General features: G+C 57.9%; 26 protein-coding genes and 1 pseudogene. 23 read left to right on the forward strand and 4 right to left on the reverse strand.

What is annotated here, in order from left to right:
• The 4 genes from HNQ99_RS13070 to HNQ99_RS13085 all read right to left on the reverse strand — a co-directional run bounded on the left by HNQ99_RS13070 (nt 1) and on the right by HNQ99_RS13085 (nt 1,934).
• Entirely contained in the window at nt 1–228 is a 228-nt protein-coding gene (locus tag HNQ99_RS13070; protein WP_184476337.1) for a hypothetical protein, read from the reverse strand.
• On the reverse strand, nt 225–455 hold the full coding sequence (locus HNQ99_RS13075; protein WP_184476340.1) for a hypothetical protein: 231 nt from the start codon (nt 453–455) through the stop codon (nt 225–227). The genes HNQ99_RS13070 and HNQ99_RS13075 overlap by 4 nt, the downstream gene beginning before the upstream one ends.
• Nucleotides 456–1,115, reverse strand: a complete 660-nt coding sequence (locus HNQ99_RS13080) for a hypothetical protein (RefSeq protein ID WP_184476343.1) — start codon at nt 1,113–1,115, stop codon at nt 456–458. It lies immediately after the preceding gene.
• A 342-nt stretch (nt 1,116–1,457) separates the two neighbouring features.
• Complete coding sequence (locus HNQ99_RS13085; protein WP_184476346.1) at nt 1,458–1,934, reverse strand: helix-turn-helix transcriptional regulator; 477 nt, start codon at nt 1,932–1,934, stop codon at nt 1,458–1,460.
• A gap of 69 nt (nt 1,935–2,003) precedes the next feature.
• On the opposite strand from HNQ99_RS13085, the gene HNQ99_RS16975 reads away from it, so the two are divergent.
• From HNQ99_RS16975 to HNQ99_RS13195, 23 genes and pseudogenes are all read left to right on the forward strand, one after another.
• Nucleotides 2,004–2,204 carry a helix-turn-helix domain-containing protein gene (locus tag HNQ99_RS16975; protein ID WP_184476348.1) on the forward strand — a complete coding sequence of 67 codons (201 nt, stop codon included), beginning with the start codon at nt 2,004–2,006 and terminating at the stop codon, nt 2,202–2,204.
• A gap of 468 nt (nt 2,205–2,672) precedes the next feature.
• Nucleotides 2,673–3,140 carry a hypothetical protein gene (locus tag HNQ99_RS13095; RefSeq protein ID WP_184476350.1) on the forward strand — a complete coding sequence of 156 codons (468 nt, stop codon included), beginning with the start codon at nt 2,673–2,675 and terminating at the stop codon, nt 3,138–3,140.
• Nucleotides 3,137–3,724, forward strand: coding sequence for a hypothetical protein (locus HNQ99_RS13100; protein ID WP_184476352.1), 588 nt, complete (start codon nt 3,137–3,139; stop codon nt 3,722–3,724). Before HNQ99_RS13095 ends, HNQ99_RS13100 begins: the two co-directional genes overlap by 4 nt.
• Nucleotides 3,721–3,849, forward strand: a complete 129-nt coding sequence (locus tag HNQ99_RS16795; protein ID WP_281376837.1) for a hypothetical protein — start codon at nt 3,721–3,723, stop codon at nt 3,847–3,849. Before HNQ99_RS13100 ends, HNQ99_RS16795 begins: the two co-directional genes overlap by 4 nt.
• Nucleotides 3,850–4,046: 197 nt before the next feature.
• Nucleotides 4,047–4,330 (forward strand): annotated as a pseudogene (locus HNQ99_RS13105) (DUF2312 domain-containing protein).
• The gene (locus HNQ99_RS16980; protein WP_184476354.1) at nt 4,327–4,833 is read left to right on the forward strand and encodes an HNH endonuclease; all 507 of its coding nucleotides are present in this window, start codon (nt 4,327–4,329) and stop codon (nt 4,831–4,833) included. Before HNQ99_RS13105 ends, HNQ99_RS16980 begins: the two are co-directional and overlap by 4 nt.
• A gap of 3 nt (nt 4,834–4,836) precedes the next feature.
• On the forward strand, nt 4,837–5,136 hold the full coding sequence (locus HNQ99_RS13115) for a hypothetical protein (RefSeq protein WP_184476357.1): 300 nt from the start codon (nt 4,837–4,839) through the stop codon (nt 5,134–5,136).
• The gene (locus HNQ99_RS13120) at nt 5,136–5,330 is read left to right on the forward strand and encodes a hypothetical protein (RefSeq protein WP_184476360.1); all 195 of its coding nucleotides are present in this window, start codon (nt 5,136–5,138) and stop codon (nt 5,328–5,330) included. Before HNQ99_RS13115 ends, HNQ99_RS13120 begins: the two co-directional genes overlap by 1 nt.
• Nucleotides 5,330–5,761, forward strand: a complete 432-nt coding sequence (locus HNQ99_RS13125) for a hypothetical protein (protein ID WP_184476362.1) — start codon at nt 5,330–5,332, stop codon at nt 5,759–5,761. The genes HNQ99_RS13120 and HNQ99_RS13125 overlap by 1 nt, the downstream gene beginning before the upstream one ends.
• A complete protein-coding gene (locus HNQ99_RS13130; RefSeq protein ID WP_184476364.1) occupies nt 5,758–6,369 on the forward strand; it encodes a hypothetical protein in 612 nt (203 codons plus the stop codon). Before HNQ99_RS13125 ends, HNQ99_RS13130 begins: the two co-directional genes overlap by 4 nt.
• Nucleotides 6,359–7,870 (forward strand): AAA family ATPase, encoded by a 1,512-nt coding sequence (locus HNQ99_RS13135; RefSeq protein WP_184476367.1) that lies wholly within the window; start codon nt 6,359–6,361, stop codon nt 7,868–7,870. The genes HNQ99_RS13130 and HNQ99_RS13135 overlap by 11 nt, the downstream gene beginning before the upstream one ends.
• Nucleotides 7,871–8,803: 933 nt before the next feature.
• Nucleotides 8,804–10,360, forward strand: coding sequence for a phage terminase large subunit (terL, locus tag HNQ99_RS13140; protein ID WP_184476370.1), 1,557 nt, complete (start codon nt 8,804–8,806; stop codon nt 10,358–10,360).
• 199 nt (nt 10,361–10,559) lie between these two features.
• Nucleotides 10,560–12,950, forward strand: coding sequence for a hypothetical protein (locus HNQ99_RS13145; RefSeq protein WP_184476373.1), 2,391 nt, complete (start codon nt 10,560–10,562; stop codon nt 12,948–12,950).
• Nucleotides 12,943–13,197: a spike base protein, RCAP_Rcc01079 family gene (locus HNQ99_RS13150; RefSeq protein WP_184476376.1), complete on the forward strand. Its 255-nt coding sequence runs from the start codon at nt 12,943–12,945 to the stop codon at nt 13,195–13,197. The genes HNQ99_RS13145 and HNQ99_RS13150 overlap by 8 nt, the downstream gene beginning before the upstream one ends.
• Nucleotides 13,198–13,209: 12 nt before the next feature.
• Entirely contained in the window at nt 13,210–13,530 is a 321-nt protein-coding gene (locus HNQ99_RS13155) for a hypothetical protein (RefSeq protein WP_184476379.1), read from the forward strand.
• Between the two features lie 2 nt (nt 13,531–13,532).
• Nucleotides 13,533–13,922, forward strand: coding sequence for a hypothetical protein (locus tag HNQ99_RS13160; protein ID WP_184476382.1), 390 nt, complete (start codon nt 13,533–13,535; stop codon nt 13,920–13,922).
• A complete protein-coding gene (locus HNQ99_RS13165; RefSeq protein ID WP_184476385.1) occupies nt 13,919–15,112 on the forward strand; it encodes a hypothetical protein in 1,194 nt (397 codons plus the stop codon). Before HNQ99_RS13160 ends, HNQ99_RS13165 begins: the two co-directional genes overlap by 4 nt.
• A gap of 25 nt (nt 15,113–15,137) precedes the next feature.
• Nucleotides 15,138–16,148: a phage major capsid protein gene (locus HNQ99_RS13170; RefSeq protein WP_184476388.1), complete on the forward strand. Its 1,011-nt coding sequence runs from the start codon at nt 15,138–15,140 to the stop codon at nt 16,146–16,148.
• A gap of 12 nt (nt 16,149–16,160) precedes the next feature.
• On the forward strand, nt 16,161–16,517 hold the full coding sequence (locus HNQ99_RS13175; RefSeq protein ID WP_184476391.1) for a hypothetical protein: 357 nt from the start codon (nt 16,161–16,163) through the stop codon (nt 16,515–16,517).
• Between the two features lie 64 nt (nt 16,518–16,581).
• On the forward strand, nt 16,582–17,313 hold the full coding sequence (locus HNQ99_RS13180) for a hypothetical protein (RefSeq protein ID WP_184476394.1): 732 nt from the start codon (nt 16,582–16,584) through the stop codon (nt 17,311–17,313).
• Between the two features lie 12 nt (nt 17,314–17,325).
• Complete coding sequence (locus HNQ99_RS13185; protein ID WP_184476397.1) at nt 17,326–18,027, forward strand: phage adaptor protein; 702 nt, start codon at nt 17,326–17,328, stop codon at nt 18,025–18,027.
• Entirely contained in the window at nt 18,027–19,946 is a 1,920-nt protein-coding gene (locus HNQ99_RS13190) for a hypothetical protein (protein ID WP_184476400.1), read from the forward strand. Before HNQ99_RS13185 ends, HNQ99_RS13190 begins: the two co-directional genes overlap by 1 nt.
• Nucleotides 19,947–20,351 carry a GNAT family N-acetyltransferase gene (locus HNQ99_RS13195; protein ID WP_221232693.1) on the forward strand — a complete coding sequence of 135 codons (405 nt, stop codon included), beginning with the start codon at nt 19,947–19,949 and terminating at the stop codon, nt 20,349–20,351.
• Nucleotides 20,352–20,388: the final 37 nt, after the last annotated feature.

Genomic DNA, 20,388 nt, shown 5'->3' on the forward strand with positions numbered 1-20,388 from the left:
TCATCTCCATTCACTAGGTTCAGGGCGCACCGAAACAGGCTCACGGCCATGCGCCAGCGCTGAAAGACGCTTGATCTCGCCCACAGCCGACTGCGGAACATCGCGGCGATCCAGAAGCTCGCCCAATATCCAGAGGGCGTGACAGCCGTCATTGGTCAGGCTCGCTTCGAATAGTTCGTTGGCAATGTGACGGACGGCTCCAATCAGGAGAAAGCGCTCATGGCTCATGACGCACCTCCAACAACCTTGCCCCACTCTTCCCGGCCAAAGATCGCGATGCCAGCGGCCCTAATGCGATCATTGATGACCATGGGTGGAGACGGGCGCGCCTGGATAAGCTGGTCGACCGTCATCCCGTTCTCGCGGGCAGTGTCGAGTAGATCGACGTCGCCGCGTTCTGTGTGAACCAGCCTGATCGTCTCTAGGGCGTCTGCCTTGCGGAGTGCGGGTTGCATTTAAGCCTCCACACGGTCCAGAGCGGAGACCATGCCGTCCGCAAGACGCTTCCAGGCGTAGGCGTAGGCGTAGGCGTAGGCGTCGGCGTAGGCGTAGGCGTTGGCGTTGGCGTTGGCGTCGGCGTCGGCGTAGGCGTAGGCGTAGGCGTAGGCGTCGGCGTAGGCGTAGGCGTTGGCGTTGGCGTCGGCGTCGGCGCTTTTCAGAACTGGTCGCCACTCATCTGCGCCGGTCTTCTCGCCAGCCAAGGCCCGCTGGTGAAGCGCCTGCAATGCCTTGTGCGGGGCTGTATCGCGTTTGCGGATTTCAGAAGCTTCAATGCCCAACTGGCAGACCGTGTTTGCATGCCAATCGTGAATGACGCTGAAGGGAACATTGCCGCCGATCCGGTCGAGCGCCTTGTAGAAGCGTAGGCCCCAGTCCTTGGCATCGTCGAACTTCTGCCGGTCGAAAAATCCGGGAACCATCTGTGCCAGCCAGCGCGGCATGATCGCCGCAGGGCATTGCGCAGGGCCGTCCACCACATCGCCCAGAACACCAAGCGCGCAAGCGAGCTGCCGTCCGTCCAGTTCGGTGTGCCACTGCTGTTGGATAAGGCGCTCTTCGTTGAAAGCCGCTTCGTAGCGGGCAAGAGCTTCAGCGGTCGTCGTCGCAATGTCCATCTTCATTCCCCATCACCGGTTGGTGTCTATGGGGAAAGCATATATGCGCATACGCATAAGCGCAATGCAAATTTATGCGTTCATGCATTTTTTATTTTGGTCGGCTAAATGTCGTCGGTATGACATAGTAGCAGCGTGCACGTTACGCAGCCGTCATCAATCCTCCACTGGACATGTTGGAGATTGGTTGAAAGAACGTTTGATGAACATTGCGGACGGGGATAGGTATGCGGATAGAACAATATTTACATCAGCAGTTGCCGGGCTGCGATAAAGGCTGCCCAAATTGCACTGTTAGATGTTCCGTTGCCGCAATGATGTTTAATGTACTGGAAACTGAAGTTAATCGTCTTCGGAAACGGGTGGAAGTGTTTCACGATGATGGCGCGGAAGACGAGCTACGGTTTGCGCTAAAGCACCTGGAAGCATCTGAGCAAGCCTTCGAGCGATTACGTCAGGATCGGCCTCACCAAGCGATTCGAGTATTTGCGAAAACATCTCAGTCAGCACGTCTGAATTAGGCAAGTGGACAGGCAGCATTAGCGTGCTGCCCTCGTAGGCGAATGTGGGAGTCAGGGCCTTCCCGTTATCCTCTGCTATAAGTCTCGTGGTGAGTTCATGGACCGAACGACCGGCGTGGGCAGCCAGCTTTACGAGTTGCTCACCCTTAGGCTCAGCGCCCCCTTCCCATCTTGACACGGTTCCTTGGCTGACGCCGATCAACTCAGCGAACAGTTCCTGCTTCAGCCCGCTAGTCAGCCTGAGGTGTTTTACGTTTGCCGCCAAAATTTCGTTCATGGCCGCAGATAAGCCACCCATTGCGAATCCTCCTATTCGCTTATGCATAACATGCTTGACCTTCATATTCGCATGCGCATAATAGCGCATATGGATTACATCCGAGCAATACGCCGAAAGATTGGCCTCTCCCAAGCTGAGCTGGGGGCGGCCCTTGGTCTCCACCAAACCAGCATTTCCCGAATGGAAACAGGGGATTTGCCGGTCGATGCGCGCACGAAACTTGCACTGGACGCGCTACTTCAGAGGTTCAACGCAGGAGAGTTAGGCAAGAAGGATAGGGCGGCATGATCGATCCACTGATCATCTTCTGCTTCGCCCTCGTCGCGCAAGCATTCGCCGCTTTCCCGTTCCTCGTCTTCATGCCGAGGCTGTGAATGGGTGCCGCGGTCATCTCTTTCAGTTGGGCCATTCCCGGCCCAGGCGCGGCGGCTGTCATCGCAACGGCTCCCCGCCGCGCCAACCCTATACCCGTCCCCTCCTTTCACAGCCGACCGCCAGCGCGGCTGAAACGTCCGGCATGCGCATTGCGTCAACGCGGTGGGGTCAACGGGTTTGGATACACGGCCGCGAATGTCGGAAAGCTGGCAACTTTTCAGAAAACCGGCACGGGCCGGGTCGCACTTGTCCCGTGCCGGTTCCCCATGATCGCGGCCGAAACCGCGAAGCCTTCCCTCGGGTCGCTCCAGAGGGTGGCGGGAGCGGAGATCATTCGCCCCGCCGCTTTGGTTTTTAACTCCTTTCATCATGGAGCGTAAATTGACGCAGCGCAGCAACATTGTCGTTCCGAAACGACAGAAGCCGGACGAACAGCAGTTCCATGCGCTCATGGTCGCCGGACTGGCGCGCACGGCGGCCAAAGTCGGTCGTGGAACGCTGGCCGACAGCATGGGCCGTACGGTGCGCGCGCTCGATAAGGTCTTTGCTGGGTCATGCCCTGAACCCAAGGCGCTGTTCGATCTGCTGGTGGACGAGCCACAAGCGCTGGACGAACTTTACGCCCGCTACGGCTTCAAGCTGGCCCCTCTCACCGCTGATGCCGCAAACGACTTCCATACCGCCGCTGATCTGGCGCGTGCGGCCGGCGCATTCATGGACGCATTGAGTGACGGGCAGCGGGATCATCTGGAGACTCTGGCTCTCGGCGCGCTGTTTCGGGATTTACTGCCGCGCATCCAGGCCGTGGTGAGTGACGCGGATCGGATCAGGTCGGGGGTGGCGGCGTGATGCGCAGCGGCGGCACCGTCTATGCGTTGGCGCAAACCGACGATCCCGCGCAGAGGGAGGCGCACGACTTCTATCCGACGCATCCCGGCGCAACGCGGGCGCTGTTGACTGTTGAGCAGTTCGATGGACCGATTTGGGAGCCGGCATGTGGCGCGGGTGATATGTCCCGCGTCCTTGAAGGCGCTGGCTACGATGTCATTTCCACTGACCTTATCGATCGTGGCTATGGTGAGGGCGGCCGCGACTTCCTGATGGAATGGTCCGCGCGCGCGCCAAACATCGTCACGAATCCTCCCTTCCGCTGGGCGATCGAATTCACCGACCGCGCCTTGATGCTGACGACCGGCAAGGTCGCGCTGTTCCTGCGCCTCGCCTTTCTGGAAGGCGTAGAGCGCGGGAAATGGTTCAAGCAAGTTCCACTTGCCCGCGTGTGGGTGATGTCCCGTCGTGTGCCGATGCAGCGCGGCAAGCTGCAGGAGGAAGGCGACGGACATGGCGTGATCGCTTTTGCCTGGTTCGTCTTTGAGCACGGGCACGAAGGCCAGCCAACACTCGGCTTCCTTGATTGGAAGGCCGCAGCATGACCCAGCCCGAACTCCTCCTCACCCCCGACATGGACGCCCGTAACATCCTTGCCCGCATGTGCCAGGAAACCCTCAACCGCAAGACCCGCAATCGCAGGGAAGCGCAGCGGAGGCGGCGGGCATGAACGGGGGCGGCTCCAGGCAACTCCGCGAATTCCGTATCGCCGTGCGGGATGGGGCGACCATGGAGGCCGCCGCCGGGCTGGCTGGAATCAGCCTCACAGAAGCGAAACTCATTTTGGAAGCGGACCGCGCCGATCTCCCGCCTCCTGAATGTTACCTGCCGATCGGCGTCGGGCACAATTCACAGGAGAAAGAACCTATGAGCGAGAACGTAGCAGCCGACCAGTTGCGCCTGTTCGTCGAACGCATTGAGCGCCTTGAGGATGAAAAAAGGGCATCGCCGACGACATCAAGGACGTCTATGCTGAAGCTAAAAGCCAAGGTTATGACACCAAGACCATGCGCGAGATCATCCGTCTGCGCAAGATGGAGGCCAACGCCAGGCAGGAGCGAGAAGCGCTGCTCGAAACCTACATGATAGCACTCGGCATGCTTTCTGATTTGCCTCTTGGCCAAGCGGCTATGCGGAGCATCGCGGCATGACGGATATTGCAGATCAGTTCTGGGATAATGTTGACCAGTCTAGCGGCCCTGATGGCTGCTGGCCTTGGCAACGGGCCATTGTCCGCAGTGGATATGGGAGTTTGTGGGTTCGGGGAAGGTCTGTAGGCGCGCACCGACATGCATACACGCTGGCCAATGGACATATCCCGGATGGACCAGGCTATCATGGTTATGTCGTAATGCACATGTGCGACAACCGAAAATGCTGCAACCCAGCCCACTTAAGGCTTGGAACTCAAGCTGAAAACAATGCGGATAGGGACGCTAAAGGCAGGGCTGATGCGCGCCCCAAGGGGGAAGAGAACCCGAACGCACGCTTGTCGCAGGATGATGTCCGGGCAATCCGCAAGATGCGCTCTGACGGCCTGAGTTATGGCAAAATTATGTCGGCTACAGGAGTGTCAAAGTCACAGGTTTGGCGAATTTGTAAATGCCAATCGTGGGGCTGGCTGGGTGACTATGCGGCGAGCAGGGCGGCCTGAGATATGCACGCTGACACCCGCGCCAAGATCGCGACATTATGCCGCCTCAACTATCTCAGCGACGAACGCATAGCCCGCTATGTTGCCGCGCCGCATGAGGGTGTGACGGCAGCAAATGTTGCCGCGGTCCGAAAGACTGCTTCAGGCAATGCCAACACAGGCAAAGGCCGGGCGCGGGGTCAGTTCGTCCGCGACTGCGAGGATTACGCCACGCTCGAATATGAGCGCCGATGCTTTGATGCGGCGCTGTCTTCCCGGCGCATGCTGGAGAAGCTGCGGCAATACCAAGTGGGGGCATGCTGATGCGCATGCGCCATGCCGACACGAAAACGATAACAGCGGCCGCGGCGAAGGCCCAGCTCAAGATGATGCTGACCTGCGCCCGGTCGATCGATCATCTGACGGTGGATGGCCTGGCGCGCATGTACCGCGTGCGCCCGAAGGAAATCGAGATTGAGCTGACTGCCGAACGCGAACGCCGGGAGCGGCTGATCTGATGGACGCGCTCGCATCCCTCCTGATTGAAGACGCCGCCGATCTAGATTGGTGGATCGATCCCAAGGACGCGGACCCGCGCGACGAGGTGACGCGGCAATCGGCGTTCATCCGGGATGCGCGCATTATCTGCCCGGCTGTGGACATCGTAGCCATCCCCAATGCCGCAAAACGCAGCCAGTGGGCGGCGCGCAAAGCCAAGCGCGAAGGTATGGTGGCCGGCGCGCTGGATTTGTTCTGCACCTGGCACTGCGGCGGTGTCGCCTTTCTGGAGTGGAAGGACGGCACCAAAATGCCGGACGCCAACCAGCGGGACCGGCTTAACCTATACACCCGCCAAGGTCATCTCTGTGGCGTCTTCCGGCAGGAGACGAGCGCGCTGGAGTTTCTGCGGCGGCATGGAGCGCCCTTCATTGACCGGAGGGGTTTATGACGGCGGACCTGTTCGATCGACAGGACGCGCTTGCTTGGGCGCGCGAGGTCAAGAACCCGCTCAACATCGAAATGCAGGCCGCGAGTCAGCGTCTGCAATTGCGCCAGATGAACCTCTTGCGCGGGCTCGGCCTAAACGCGCCGGCACTCCTGACAGATAACATGATCGGCACCGTCTCCACGGAAGTCCTCAACAAAGATTTCTGGCAGCAGGAGGAGAGTGGAAAGCCGATGCTCGTAGTGCCGCTCATTGAAGATGGGCAGACCATCGACCTTATCGCCTTCGACCCGCTCGACCCCAATGGCTGGTATCTGAAGACCGGCCACGGTTTTGCGCTTGGGGCGGAAGCGATCACCGACGCGGTACAGGGATGGGATGCCTCGGACCAGCGCCTGCGAATGCATGCCACACCATTGGACTGGCTGCGCAGCGGCTGCGATGGCTGTTGCGTGGTGCAATGGACTGATGAGGCCCGCGCCGAAGTGCGCCACGTCCGGACTCTGGAAGTTTCCAGTCCGACGCTTGCCCGCGCGCTCCGCCTCGAACTGACGCGCCCGCCGCGCATCCCTGAAATTGAAGTGAAGGGGATGCGTTCCCGTGCCGCGTAATATTGAAGACGATCTTGAACTGGACGGTCCGCCCGCATGGATGGCGGAAGCAGAGGCCTCTCGCTTCATTGAGGAGCCGCGCGAACCTGCCCCGCCGCTGGCGCTAATCGACCCTGCTGCATGGCTCAACACAGAGCCCCCGGAGCGATCTTGGAAGGTCAAGGACTATATTCCTGACCGCCAGGCCACCCTCCTGACCGGCAAGGGCGCAGCGGGCAAGTCTCTTGTCTCGCAGCAACAATGCACCTGCGTTGCGCTTGGCCTGCCGTTCCTGGGCATAGAGACGACGCAGACGGTTGCAATCTACATCACCTGCGAAGACGACGCGGACGAACTCCACCGCCGCCAGAAGGCGATATGTGATAGTCTGGGCGTCAGCCTTGAAGATCTCAGCGGCAAGCTTTTCCTGCTGTCCCTGCAGGGCGAAATGAACAACGAGCTTGCCACCTTCGACCGTGAAGGCCGCATGTTCATCGGGCCGCGCTACGAACAGATTGTTGCGGCATGCGAGGCATCGGGCGCTGGATTCGTCGTCCTCGATAATACCGCCCACACCTATTCCGGGAACGAGAACGACCGGCACCAGGTCGCCGGTTTCATCAACCTGTGCAACCGTCTCGCGCTTCATATCAATGGCGCGGTTGTCATTGTCGGCCACCCCAACAAGGCCGGAGACAGTTATTCCGGATCGACGGCCTGGGAAAATCAGGTCCGCTCACGCCTGTTCATGGAGATCCCGGTCAACGACGAAGGCGTCGCCACAGACCCCGATGCACGTGTCATGCGCCGCGAAAAATCCAACTATGCCCAGCGTGGCGGCGACCTCAATTTCATATGGTTCAAGGGGGCTTTTGTTCTGCCTGAATCCATCCCGGAAGAGAGCCGCTTCAACGTCGATGGCATCGCCCAGGCATCACTTGAAAACGACCTGTTCCTCAGGTGCCTGGCAAAGGCCGCAGTGACGAAGCGCGCGGTCAGTCACGTCAATGGCATCAACTATGCCCCCCGCATATTCGCCCATATGCCAGAGGCAAAAGGGGCGGGTGAGAGCGCCTTCCGGGGGGCCATGGAACGCCTCATCAGTTTGGGCAAAATTGAACTCGACGCCCCACTCTGGAGAGGGCCAAATCGGGTGATGAAGCATGGAATTATCGCCACCAACACTCAAAATAATCTGCACGAACCCCCCTTAGAAAATGGCGGAAAACCGTGCACCAACCCTGCACGAACCCCCTGCACCGACCCGCACAAACCCCACTCCCAAGTCATTGAAAACATTGCACCGACCCTGCACTGCACGAACCCCTATATAGATAAATCTATATACCCTGCCGGTGCCGCTGGGGCTCTACCGGCAGGAGGTGACTGGGAATCGAACCCGCTGTTGCGCCCCTTGTCCGAGGTGAAGCGCGACACTCCAGAGTGGATCGATGAGGCACCCCCGATTGGTGAGGATGACACCTATTTCGATTTTGACCGGGGAGATGACCATGCCCCCTAACCCCGGCTTCAACCCCTTCGCCACCCAGGACAATGCTCCCATGTGTGACCTGAAATACCGCAACGAATGGATCGTTCGAAGGGTGAACCCGAACAAGTTTCGGTGGAAGCCGTGGAAACCAGGGTATCAGTCACCTGGGGATATCATCAGCTATCAGATTGCTAAGGGGGAATAGATGATCGCTTCCCATAAGGATAGATTGGGGCGGACCGTCAGGATAGACCCCTGGTGGCTCAGGTTTACATGGTGCCGCTACGGGTGGAGCCTCTACATATTGCGGCGGCGCATCGCCTGTAAGCCAATCGACTACACAAAGACACCACACTGACAAACAACAGGGGTCGCACAATGGCAAAGAGCCGCAGGGGTCGCAAACCCGGATTGATGACACATAGGCGCAGGCAGGTATTCCAAGAGATCGTAGCCAGTATGGCCAACGGCGAAACAGTTTCGCTTGCTAGCCTCGCGCGTCGTTGCGGCTTGTATGATTACCGACAAGCGCGCAGGATCATGAAGGATTTGGAGAAGATGGGCATCGTGAATTAATGTACCGTGCCCGTGCCTTGAAATATGCGCTAATTGGTTGCCCACCATGCCAACGGCGCAAAAAGCAAAAGTAGCAAAAGCGACACGCGGATCAAAGCCGGGCGAGCGCCGTGGGGGCCGAGTTAAGGGTGTTCCGAACAAGGCCACTCGCGAAATTAAGGCGATCGCACAGCAGTATTCGGTTAAGGCTGTCAAGGCTCTCGTTGAGGTTATGGAGAGCGGGGAGAGTGAGGCGGCTCGCGTGTCTGCTGCCAACGCTATCCTTGACCGCGCATATGGAAAGCCCAGCCAGAGTGTCGAGCATAGCGGCGTTGATGGTGCCCCGATCCAACATGCCTTAGATGTCAGTGATGAGGTTCTCGCCTCCATAGCGTTGGGCAAAAAGTAATGCTGTATCAGGCCATTACACCACAGATCGCCGCAGCAGAGCTTCTTCGCCGCCGCAACGCCCGCTCTAATCTCGTTGACTATGCTCGCTACATCGAAGTGCCAGGGGCTCCTCTGACGGAAGATGATGATACAGAGGAATTTGCGCCGGTAGAGACGGTTTTAGCCCAGCACCACGAGATTATCCTGAACGCTACCCAGCGCTGCATTGAGCGGCATCGTGGGCGGACGATGCTGTTTCTTCCCCCAGGCAGCGCCAAATCAACTTACGCCACTGTGGTCAGCCCTACATGGGCGATGGGCAAACGTCCCGGCTTCAAGGTTATTGGCGTAAGCTACGGATCTGACCTTGCCCGCAAGTTTGGCCGGCGCATGCGCTCAGTCGTCAAGCAGCGGGCTTTCGAAAAGTTGTTCAGCACGTCCCTGAGTGCCGACAGCACGGCGGCGGATGAATGGGCCCTCGCCAACGGTTCCGAATATATGGGCGGCGGTATCCTGTCCGGGATCACCGGCAACCGCGCGGACTTCATCCCGATTGATGACCCGATCAAGGGCAGGCAGGAGGCTGATTCCGAAGTCACCCGCAAGCGCACAGTTGAGGCTTATCAAGACGATATCCTGACACGCCTTAAGCCGGGCGGTTCGGTTATGATCACGCAGACTCGTTGGAATGAGGGCGATCTAGCCGGGTCCATCCTGCCTGAAAATTGGGCAGGCCAAAGCGGTATGATCGAATGCCGCGATGGCGAGACGTGGGAGGTTATCTGCATCCCGGCGAAGTGCGAGCGTCATGATGATCCTCTTGGCCGCGCCATTGGCGAGTACATCTGGCCAGAATGGTTCACGGAGGATCACTGGAAAGTTTTCGAGCGGATTCCGCGTACATGGTCTGCGCTCTACCAGCAGCGACCGGCGCCAGACACTGGCGACTATTTCAAGCGCGAATGGATCATCCCCGTCGATGTGATCCCGCCGCGCGAGACGATGACGATCTATGGCGGATCTGACTATGCCGTGACGGCCGATGGTGGTGACTACACCGTCCATGCTGTTGTTGGCGTAGATCATACAGGGCGCATGTATCTCCTCGACTTGTGGCGCGCCCAAGCCTCCTCTGATGTATGGGTAGATGCCTTCTGCCAGCTCGTCCGCAAGTGGAAGCCGATCGGTTGGGCTGAAGAAACCGGCCAGATCAAGTCCGGCGTAGGTCCGTTCCTCGTCAAGCGCATGCTGGAGACCGGCTCCTACACCGTTCGCGAGCAGTTCCCGACGCGTGGTGACAAGGCGGTTCGGGCACAGTCTATTCGTGGCCGTATGGCGATGCAGGGCCTTCATGTGCCTCGTGAGGCTCCGTGGCTGTCCGATCTTATCTCAGAAATGATGAGCTTTCCCGTGGGCGTCCATGATGACCAGGCGGATGCCTTAGGTCTCTGCGGCCAGCTGATGGACCGTATGGGCATGGGTGATGCACCGAAGGACGAGACGCGGCCGCGTGTAACGACTGTGGTTAGTGATGGCGTGATTGCTGCGCCGCTCAAGATGCGGGGGCGGCGATGAGCCCTTTCCATAACGTAGTCCTTGCGTCATCCCGCCGTCTTAACGTCACGCTCCCAGATAACTGGCAAAATGAAATTGCCCCTCCCGCAACAGTTATTTGCGGCGAGAACGCGTTTTCCGCTGAACAGAAATTGGCGGACGAAATTTACGCAAGGATAGCGATCGATAGAATCGAAGAATATTTCAAAGGCCTAATGACATGAGGGCCGAAGACGAAGACGAGCCATTCGTGGGCCCTGAGCCCAAATCATCCGCCGCCATCCTTTCCGCGCTCAAGAAGTCGGAGCGTGAGTTTGAGGAGTGGCAGGCGACATGCCATGATATTGACGATATCTACAGCCTGCATGGCACCGGTTATGGCGGCATCCGAGGTGAACTCGATAGCTATGGCTGGCAGGACACCAAGCTAGACCTGTTTTGGGCATCCTATGAAATCCTGAAGCCAGCGGTTTACGCGCGCCCTCCAGTGCCCGCAGTCAAGCCGCTGTTTTCCGATAACAAGCCGCTTCAGAACACAACCGCAGAACTGCTTGAGCGCGCGGCCATATCGACCTTCACCCGCACTGGCATTGATGATGTCATGATTGAGGTCAGGGACGACCTGATATTCGCCGGACGCGGCGTGCCATGGGTGCGCTATGATACCGACGATGGGCAAAATGTCTGTGTTGAGCATCTTGACCGCACTGATTTTCGCCATGAGCCCGCCCGCAAATGGGCTGAGGCTGGTTGGGTTGCACGCCAAGCCTGGATGACGAAGCGCGAGATGCGCAAGCGTTTCCGCAAGTTCAGCGGGGATGCGTACAAAGACGCCAAGTTCATGACCAAGCGGGACGATGAGCATGGCGAAGACCAGCAATCCCAGACCCGCAAGGCTGGTGTTTGGGAAGTCTGGCACAAGGCTGACAACAAGGTTTATTGGGTCACTGAGGGCGTTGATGTCCTGCTGGACAGCGACGAGCCGGAACTGAAGTTATCGGGCTTCTTCCCCTGTCCCCGCCCAGCCTATGGCACATTGCGGCGCCGGTCTCTCGTGCCAGTTCCTGATTGGGAACGGTATGCCATCCACTTCAACAAGATCAGCGTGCTTACGGGCCGTATCTATCTGTTGTTGGAGAAGGTGAAGCTGAAAGGGTTGATCCCTGCTGGTGGCGATATTGGAGATGCTGTTGAAACCCTGATGAAGGCGGACGACGACGAAATCCTGATCCCTGTCCCTGGGGCTGCGCTGATCGCAGGCGGCACGACCAACTTCGTTCAGTGGATGCCTCTTGCCGAGGTGGCTACGGCCATTCAGGGGTTGATCCAGGCACGTGCGCAGCTGATCGACGACTTCTACCAGCTATCCGGTATTTCGGACATTATGCGCGGCGCAACTGAGGCTGAGGAAACCTTGGGTGCCCAGCAACTCAAGAGTCAGTACGGTTCGGTTCGCGTCCGCTGTAAGATTGATGAGCTTCAACGTGTTGCCGCTGATGCTGTGAAGATCGCGGCCGAGATTATTGCCGAGAAGTTCAGCAAAGAAACGCTGCTTGAAATGGCGCAGATGGAGATTCCGACCAAAGCGGATATCGAGAAGCGCATCAAGGAAATCGAGAAGGCGGCCAAGGGCGAACTGGAAGCTTTGGCGAACAAGGCCAAGGAAGCTGCCACACAGGCTATGCAGCAGGGTCAAGAGGGCGATCCGGCCCAGATGCAGGCACAGGCACAGCAGGCGTTCCAACAGGCTCAACAGCAAATCCTTGCGAAATATGCTCCGATGTTGGCCGATGCAGAGGCGCAAGTCCCTATTGAGGACGTAATGACGCTGCTCCGCGATGACCGTGCCCGCAGTTTTGCTTTCGAGATTGAAACCGACAGCACGATCCTGACCGATGAGATGCAGGAGAAGCAATCCCGCAACGAATTCATGGGGGCTTTCACCCAGGCTAGCCAAGCGCTGATGCAGATGGCGGCTATGGGCGAAGAAGGCGCAAAGCTAGCTGGCGAAATGATGAAGTTCGTCCTCGCGCCGTACCGTGTCGGCAGGCAGATGAACGGCGTGATCGACGAGTTCATTGATGCAGCGCCACAAATGGCTGAGGCCGCTCGCGCTGCTGCTGGTGGCGGAGAATCCGCTGAACTGGTCGAGGCTAACAACAAGCTAGCCGAGGCTGAACAGATGAAGGCTCAAGCCGCCATGGCTGGGGTCCAAGCGAAAGCCGCGCTGGATCAGGCTGAGAACCAGCGCAAGTTCGCGGAATTGCAGGCCAAGTCCCAGAACGATCAGGCGAAATTGCAGCAGGAAAACCAGAAGCTGCAACTGCAACTGGCGGACATGGCGACGAAAGCCGAGGAAACCGACGCCAAGATCAACAAGATGCAGGCCGAAACCGCGAAAATCCTCTCCAGTATCGGGTTGGATGAGCGGCGCCAGAACCTTGAGGAATACCGCACCTCGTCCGACCAGCAGGCGCGACAGGTAGACCAGCAGATGGCTGTGGAAGGTGCGCAGACCGAACGCGGCTTCCGCGAGCGCGGCGAGGAACGCGCTGACCGGCAGCAGGAATTCTCGGAACGATCAGCAGAGATGGAGGCCGATAATGGCTGATACATTCACAACGCAAATGAATAAGACAAATCCGGCGACAACTCATTTTGCAGTTGTTCCGGATGATGAAGATGATTTCGCGATTATTCCAAGGGCTATTTATTGCCAGGAAGCGGGGACAGCCCAAATTGTTGACGCAGCGGGGACTGTGCTTCCGTACACAATGACTGCTGGTCAGGTCATTACATTCAGGGGTGTTCGTATCAATGCCACGAGCACGACTGGAACTTATTACGGTTGGTATTGAAGGAGAATTGAAATGGCTGCTAATGCACAAAGACTGATTGCCCTGGCAATGGTGCCGGAACTGGCGAAGGAAGTCGCTGCACAGATTGATGACAATCTACCGGTTGAGCCTGGCTCGATTGAGGACGCTGATATTGCTGCTGATGCTGCCATTGCAACGTCGAAGCTCGCAGATGGAACCGAAATCGCAGCGCTTGTTGCAGTGGAAACCGAACTGTCTGCGTTGGCCGCGTCCGATCTGGTGACGGCCGTTGCCGCCCCCGCCGTCTATTCCGAGGTGGCCGCCGACATCGCCGCCGCATTGGTCGCTGCTGGCTTGATGCAGGCTGAGTAACCATGGCTAACCTCGTCCGCATAGAGCCATCATTGTTCCGGGCGGACGAGGTGTGGTTTGTTTTTGATGATGGGCGCAAATGCCTTCGCAAGACAACTCCACCTGAGGTTCCGGCACGTTCGGACTTCCCATGTCCCATGATCCGACGTGACAGCATTGATCCGTGTTTTGGCATGGATGGCCGGATGCATGACAGCATGGCCTCCTATCGTCGCACCCTGCGACCGGACGGCAATCCTCAAGGCGAGCGGTATATCGAGCTTGGCAATGAAAGCCTGCCACATGTTGAGCAGAAGATCGACCGCCAGCAGCGGCGTGACGACATCAAGGCCGCCATCCAGGACGTGAAATACGGGCGCGTCCCTCCCACACCAACGAGTATCGAACCATGAGCGATTTTGCTTCGGAAACAATGACGCCGGAAACCTCTTCGACCATGCTGGATACCCAGCTGGGCACTGAGGCCAGTGGCGGCGGCGCACCCCGCACGCTTGAGACAGAGGCGAAGGAACCGAGCCTACGTGATACCATCTCTGCGGTGGTTAAGGAGGACGCCAAGGCTGTCGAAGAGCCCAAGAAGGACGAAGGCGCGACGGAGGAAAAGACCGACACAGAGGCGGCCAAGAAACCGGAGGTTAAACCCGATGAGAAGCCGGCTGATAAGGATGATCCGAAGGCGCGTGATGAAACCGGGAAATTCACGCCAAAGCAGGGTGAGGAAGCCCAGAAGGCTACCGCCGATGAAGCCAAGCCTGGCGAGCCCGTAAAGCATCCAGAGCCACCCAAGAACTTCCTTCCGGACAGCAAGGATGTGTGGCGCAATGTGCCACGTCCGGTCAGGCGTGACATCGAGAACATGACGCGGGAATTCGAGGAAAAAGAGCAGCGCTATCAGGTGGCCAACCAGCGCTATGAGACGATCAGGGACTTCGACGAACTAGCCAAGAGCAATGGCCGCGAGCTGCGCGAAAGCCTCATGAAGGTGCATGAGATCGAAACCGAGCTTCAGAAAAACCCCATCGCCGGCCTGAACAAGATCCTCATGGAGGTAGGACCGCGTAAAGCTGATGGACAGCCGGTATCTCTGTTTGAAGTGGCCCAATACATCGTCCAGCAGGGGCCGCAAGGTTATCAGCAGATGGTGGCTCAAGGGCAGCAGCAGCCACAACAACCCCAGACTGACCCGCGTGTTCAGCAGCTTGAGCAGCAACTGGCGCAGATGCAGGAGCAGCAGGTCGCCGCGCAGATCATCGAACCGTTCAAGGTCGACCACCCGCGTTACGACGAGTTGCAGGACGATATTGCGTTTTTCCTGCAATCGGGTAAGATATCGCCTAGCTTGAGCCCATTAGATCGGCTTGAGGCTGCTTATGATATGGCTGTGCGGATCAATCCGCCTTCGCATGTTGACCAGCCCGCCGACGAAGGCCCTGCCAATCCCCGCCGCGCTGACGATAGCCTCAGCGGCAGCAAATCCATCAAGTCCGCGCCGGGAGCTGTATCACCAGACATGGAACCCGAACGCGGAGGTTCAATCCGCGACTTGCTGCAAGACGAGCTGAAACGAGTGAAGCGGTCTTAGAGCTGTCCCACGGGGAGTTTCATGAATGCCTATCAATCCAGATCGCAATTACGGGCAGATTCTCACTGCCTCGGTGGCGCGCCGCTCGCGCATGGTTCAGGATATTGTCTATAACGCGACACCTCTGACCGCCATCCTTCGGGATCGTGGCCGGATTAAGGTCAAGCGTGCGGGCGGCCCGGAGCTTCGCATCCCGGTAGAGTTCGATAAGCTGTCGGCTCAGTGGTTCACCGGCTATGACAAGCTGGAGATCACGCCCAAGGAACTGCTGAATTCCGCTGTGTTCAACTGGTCCCGCGTCGTCGGCATGTTCTCGCTGAACGGCACGGAACTGATGTACAATCAGGGTGAAGAAGAAGTTATCGACCTGATGGAATTCTACATCGATTCCGCTGAAAAGTCGGTCAAGGAAAGCTGGGAAACAGCTCTTGTTGGCGATGGCACGGCGGATGGCGGACGTCAGATGATCGGCCTTGGGGGCGCCGTTCCCATTCTCCCGAACACCGGCATTTACGGCGGTATTGACCGTGGCACCGTCACTAATTGGCGGACAAGCACGTTCGACATTCCCGCAGGCGATGTCTCCGGTTTCACCACCTGGGACAGCACAACCGTTCGCCAGATCATCAATCGCATTGCGCTGGCCCGCTCGCGGAACGGTCGGTATGCGGATCTGCTGATTGCCGATGCGCTGTCTTATGAGGCTATCGACGCCTCATTTGTGGCCCATCAACGCATTGTTTCCGAACGTCTGGGCAAGCTCGGGTTCTCCGGACTGTCCTATATCACGCCAGCAGGGCCGGTGGATATCCTCGCAGCGGGCGGTATCGGCAACGTCATGCCTGCAAGCACGGTGTTTGGCATCGATACGGACGGCCTGTCTATCTGGGAGTTTCCGGGACAGCAGTTCGTACCGTTCCACCCCGGCAACGGCATGCGCCCGATCAATCAGGACGCTGTGGCCCAAGGTATCGTCTGGAGCGGCCAGCTTGTGTTGGAAAACCCGTTATTTTCGTACCGCATCATTACGGCTTAAGGAGTAAGGAACATGGTATTTCGCACCAATCCCAGCCTTGGACCGAACATCGAACAGGTCGTGACCGCTGACGATGTTTGGTATGAAGGCCCTGGCCGTGGCGCGGCTGGCGCTGGTCAGGTCGGTAGCCCTCAACTTGGCGATACCTGCTTTGGCGATGACGGACGTCTGCGTATGTGGGTCGAAGCATCCGGCACGATTGCCGATGCCGCGGCTCCTGGCACGCAGGTATCCATCACTGTTACCGGCGAGGACAATGTGACCGCTGCTACTGGCGCGGGTGGCTGGTATGCGCCTCCCACCACGGTCTACGGCACGGACATTCTGGCCGGGGATCGCTTCTGGGCGGCCAAGGGCACCGCGCCCTGATGACTGATGGGCGGGGCTTAACGGTCCCGCCCTTTCCTTTCCCTTATCCCTCCGGAGCAAGCACATGACCCGCGTTGTAGAAATCGACCCCCGTGAAATCACCATCACCCCTGTTTTCAAGTATATCGAGCTGGAGAATGTGCCGAAGTCAGAGGCAGCAGGCCATCTCGTTTTGGAAACCAAGGAGGTTGTTGAGGTCCGGTTTGCTGGCTCCAAGAACTATTCTCCGACCTTCCCCGTCGATGCCATGTACCGCCGCGAAGGCAATCAGGTTATCACCTATGCGCAGCGCTGGGCGGACCAATTCCGCGCCTTCAAGGAGGGTAGTCCTCAGGAAGCTATGGGCACGCCGCTGGAAATGCTCCGCCCCCATGGAGTTACCCCTGAGCAGGTTTCTCTTTGCAAGGCTCTCCGCATTTACAGCATTGAGGCGCTTCATCACCTTGAAGGACAGCAACTCAAGTCCCTTGGCATGAACGCCAACAAGCTCAAGGATGCGGCCCGCGCCTTCATGGCAAGCCGCATGACGGCCACCAACGCATTGAGCGAGATCGAAGCACTGAAGGCGGAGATTGAGAAGCTGAAGGCGGCGCAGGCGGTTTCTACGCTTCCTCCCGTCCAAGACATGAAGCCGGAAGAGATCGAAGCGGTTGTGAAGGCCGCTGATGATGCCTTTGCCGACATGAGCGAAGACGAGCTGAAGGGCGAAATCGCCAAGATTACAGGGACTCGTCCTCGCGGAAACCCAAGCCGAGCAACGCTGGTATCCTCACTTGAGGAACTCTTGGCAGCTTAAAGGAGCCCAGTTGTGGCCATTCTCGCCGCCATGCAATCCGCTTCAATCAAGCTGATAGGGCGCAAGCCCGGCACGTTTTTTGGCGCGTCTGGTCAGTACGAGGCGGAAATATGCGACCTCATCAATGAGGTGGCGGAGGATGTGGCGAAATACCGCGACTGGCAAGACTTGGGCCGCACGCACACATTGAACGGCAATGGCACGGTAGACAGTTTTCCGCTCCCAACCGATTATGATCGAATGCTCCAGGACTCTGATGTGCAGGATCTGGAAAGCTGGGCATGGGGCTATTTCCGCTATCCCAACATCAACCAGTTTCTGTTCGACCAGGCACGCGGGTTCATAGCGCAGCCTGGCGGGTGGATCATCTATGGTGGGGAGATGCAGTTTTCTCCGGCACCGGCCACAGGCGCAACCGCGACATTCCCCTATATCACCAAGAATTGGGCGCTGGATGATGCCGATCAACCCAAGGCCGCGTTTACGGCTGACACAGACAGTTTTCTATTGCCTGAACGCCTACTGATCCTCGCGCTGGTATGGCGCTGGAGGGAAAACAAGAAGTTGGATGCCTCCGGAGATCAGGAAGCCTTTATCAAAGCGCTTGATGAATATGCGGCGAAGGATGGTGGGAGCCGCATTCAGCGCAGCAATGCGCGGCGATATTTTCCCGGCACGCGCGCGGCGTGGCCTCGGGCATTGGGTCCGGCCTGATGTATGCGCGCCGCGCCACGCGCCCTAAGCCCAGAACATCGCAGTCGAAGAAATGGATTGCGCCTATCGCTGGCTGGATAGCCAACCGGGCGCTTTCCGATCCTAAATCACTCGACGGCCCTGGCGCTGAAATCCTCGATAATTTCTATCCCAAGGCAACAAGCGTTGTTCTTCGCCGGGGCAAGCAGCGTTACGCGACATTGGAAGACGAAACTCTTCCGGTCACAGCTCTGTTTTCCTACCGCAACGGCCTAAATGAGCGACTTTTCGCCGCCAATGAATCCAAGATTTACGACCTGACCACAGTGCCATTCCCATTTGGCGCAGAGATTGTGACTGAGGATGGGGATACGATAGAAACCGAGACAGGCGATTTCTTTGGCTGGTCATCCACCAGTGGCCTTGATGTCATGGGTGGATTCAATGGCGGTGACTGGATCGTTACGCAATTCGCCACGACTGGCGGTGTCTATTTGATCGGTGTCAATGGCGTTGACACCGGCTTTATATTCGATGGCGAGGATTTCTACCCTTATGTCCAGGGTGGCGTGTCGCGTCTTAATTATGATGCGGAGACGGTTTCGTTCACTGAAGGCGACACGGTAACAGGCGGAACGTCTGGAGCCACGGCCACGGTCTGGCGCGTCGTCGATCAAGGCTCTGGAACGGGCTATCTGTTGATTTATGACATTGTAGGTGGCCCATTCCAGGACAACGAGACCCTGACTGATGGTGATGGGGGCAGCGCGGACGCCGTTGGGGTTGAGGCGCTCACGATACCCGGCGCGACGTTCGGCGCGGGTTTGACCAGTGCTGACATGTCCTTTGTCTGGGTCTACAAAAATCGCCTCTGGTTCGCCCAGAAGGACAGCATGAATGCATGGTTCATGACTGCGCTGGATGCAGTGGGCGGCGCGACTGACGTTTTCCCGCTCGGTGGCGTGTTCACCATTGGTGGCTCATTGCTCTTTGGTGCGTCATGGTCATTGGATGCCGGTGGAGCCGAGGGGTTATCCGCGCAATGCATTTTCGTTTCCTCCCTTGGAGAGGTGGCTGTCTATCAGGGCGCCGACCCTCAAGAGGCATCGACTTGGAATCAGGCTGGCATTTATCGGATTGGCAAGCCATTAGGCAACCGCGCGTTCATTCGCGGCGGCGGCGATTTGGCGATTGCGACGAGCGTTGGGCTTGTTCCGCTATCCAAGGCTATTTCGCTCGACGTGACAGCGCTGAATGTGGCGAGCGTCTCGTATAAGATTTCCGATGCGTGGAGTACGGCCCTAACTGATCGGGGGGACAGCAACTGGATTTGCGAGATATGGCCGGAAGCAAAAATGGCCGTTGTGTCCCCGCCTGACTTAATAGGATCAACATCCCCGGTGTTGTTCATATCGAACACGGATACCGGGGCCTGGGCACGCTTCACAGGATGGCATGCCTTGGCAATGGAGGTCTTCCGAGGGCGACTGTATTTTGGTTCACCAGAAGGCCGGGTTTATACGGCGAACGTCGCCGGGAATGATGATGGCGACACATACACCGGTATCGTTATGCCCCTGTTTGAGGACTTAGGCAGCGTGGGGTCAGCCAAGATCGGGAAGATGGCGCGTGCGCGCGGGCTTGCCAGCGCGTCCCTGAATGACAGCATAAATATGATGGTGGATTTTAATCGGAATGCGCCATCAGCTCCGAACGCAACTGCTCTATCGTCGCCCAATGTCTGGGATGCTGGCATATGGGGGCAAAGCACTTGGGGCTCTCCGTCGCCCACTGTTATCAGCCAAGCGTGGAGATCGATCGGCGGTGTCGGCTATAGCTTGAGCCTTTGCTATCAGGTTACGAGCGGAAGTGTCGCGCCTCTTGATGCTGAACTGATCGACATGGAAATGCTGTATACGACTGCGGAACTGGTGACTTAGATGATTGTCGCTGATGATCGTGTTGCCCGCTTTGTCTCCGAAAAACTGAACTTCGGCCTGTGCCCGCCTTACACAGCCTTAGGTATCGAGAAGGATGGGGAAATCATCGCGGGCGCGATCTTCAATGTATTCGAGGGCGTTTCAATCCACGTTAGTGTTGCAGGCAAAGGGTGGACCCGTGATTTTCTCAAGGCTGTCGGAACTTATGTGTTCGATCAGCTTGGATGCGAAAGAATGACAGCAACCACTGAACAAGAAGATGTGATAAAACTGGCTTGTAGATTGGGCGGCCAAGTCGAGGGTGTTCTTAGAAATCAATTTGGCGCTGGCCGCGATGGCACCGTAGTAGGCATATTGCGGAAAGAATACAGATTTGCTAGAGTTGCCGCGACCGAGTGCGGCTGAAGACCTTCACGCGCTTCCATGATAAAACGGAAGCATG

Origin of the sequence: Rhizorhapis suberifaciens, assembly GCF_014200045.1 — a bacterium.
Lineage (GTDB): Bacteria > Pseudomonadota > Alphaproteobacteria > Sphingomonadales > Sphingomonadaceae > Rhizorhapis > Rhizorhapis suberifaciens.